1 protein-coding gene is annotated in these 1,846 nt (G+C 67.4%); it reads left to right on the top strand.

Going from position 1 to position 1,846, the window contains the following annotated elements:
• Nucleotides 1-574: 574 nt before the first annotated feature.
• The coding region (locus tag AB1L88_RS26835; RefSeq protein ID WP_367099796.1) for a thiamine pyrophosphate-dependent enzyme at nt 575-1,846 on the top strand (1,272 nt) is incomplete at its 3' end.

Here is a 1,846-nt window from a genome sequence, read left to right on the forward strand (position 1 = left end):
ATGGCCAGGGGATGCGGGCAGGATCCGCGGAGAGCGAGGAGCGTGAGGGAAAGAAACAGGGGGAGCCTGAGGAGGGGAGTGGTCGCCTGGAGGGCTGCGGGTCGTCTCCGTCTCCGCGCGGACCCGTTCCCTTGCATCGGCCCCGGACGGATGTTCCGAACGGGACATTCGGGCAAATTCTCGAAGGCGCAACGCCTCGGGATGACGGCGAGCGGTCGCCCCGATGGCCGTCGTGGCGACCAGGCATCCCGCCCCGTGTTGCCCGAAATTCGGGGAGAGGGGGCGAGAAGTCTGTGCCGACGGCGAGCGTTGTTTCTATACTGAGAGGCATCGGGAGTGTGCGATCTCCCTCGGCGGAGTCGGAATGCGCGAACAATCGGGATATGGCTGGCCCGGCCGTTGCGTTAGGATGGGAGACTGACGCGAGACATCGGGCCTCCCTACGACCCCCCGCGCCGGCGCGTGAGGGATCGACCCGATGTCGTTTTTCTCGCCGCCTTCTGGGCAAGCAATCGGGGCCGGGTCGCGTCGTGCGCTGCCGCGCCAGTCGCGCCCGAAGATGAGACACGCTGCGATGAATCGCTCGACGGTCGCCAGTCGGTGGAACCAGGACCTGATCGAAGCGCATTACCTGCGGTGGCAGCAGGAGCCCGAGACGCTCGATGCGTCGTGGCGGCACTTCTTCGAGGGGTTCGAGCTGGGCCGCGTCGATGGCGCCCCGCCGGGAACCGAGCCCCCGGGGGCCGCCATGCCCTCGGCCTCGACCCCCGTCGAGGTCGAGCCCGAGGCGCTGGAACAGGCGAGGGCCCAGGCCGCCGTCACCCGCCTGGTCGACACCTACCGCGAGGTCGGCCACTATCTCGCCGACCTCGACCCCCTGCAGCTCGCCGGCCGCCGCGAGACGTACGACCCGCTCGACCTGGGCGAGTTCGACCTGGGGGAGCAGCACCTGAACCAGCCGTTCTTCACCCGGCTGTTCGACCCGCCGCAGGCCACGCTCAAGGAGCTGATCGGCGAGCTCCGCCGGACCTACTGCGGCACGATCGGCGTCGAGTACATGCACATCCGCGACCGGAGGATCCGCACCTGGTTGCAGGATCGGATGGAGCCGGTCCGCAACCACCCGCAGTTCGACATCAAGAAGAAACGGCGAATCCTCTGGAAGCTGAACAACGCGAGCCTGTTCGAGACGTTCCTGCACTCGCGCTACGTCGGCCAGAAGCGGTTCTCGCTCGAAGGCGGCGAGATGCTCATCCCCTTGCTCGACGCGATCATCGAGCAGTCGGCCAGCTTCGGGGTCAAGGAGATCGTCCTGGGCATGCCCCACCGGGGGCGGCTGAACGTGCTGGCGAACATCCTGAACAAGCCGTACAGCCTGATCTTCCACGAGTTTGAGGGGAACATGCCCAAGACCGTCGCCGGGGACGGCGACGTGAAGTACCACCTCGGCTTCTCGGCCGATCACGTCGCGGCCAACGGGCACTCGGTCCACCTCTCCTTGACGGCCAACCCGAGCCACCTGGAAGCCGTCAACCCGGTCGTCGAAGGGCGGGTCCGGGCCAAGCAGCGCCATTTCAAGGACCGGGACCGCAAGCTCGGCCTGCCGATCCTGATCCACGGCGACGCCGCCTTCGCCGGCCAGGGCCTGGTGGCCGAGACCTTGAACCTCTCGCAACTGCCCGGCTACCGCACCGGCGGCACGATTCATATCGTCGTGAACAACCAGATCGGCTTCACGACGGCCCCCGTCGACGGCCGGTCGAGCCGCTACGCGACCGACGTGGCGAAGATGATCGAGGTGCCGATCTTCCACGTCAACGGCGACGACCCCGAGGCGGTCGTCTAC

It is taken from the genome of Tautonia sp. JC769 (assembly GCF_040717455.1).
GTDB lineage: Bacteria > Planctomycetota > Planctomycetia > Isosphaerales > Isosphaeraceae > Tautonia.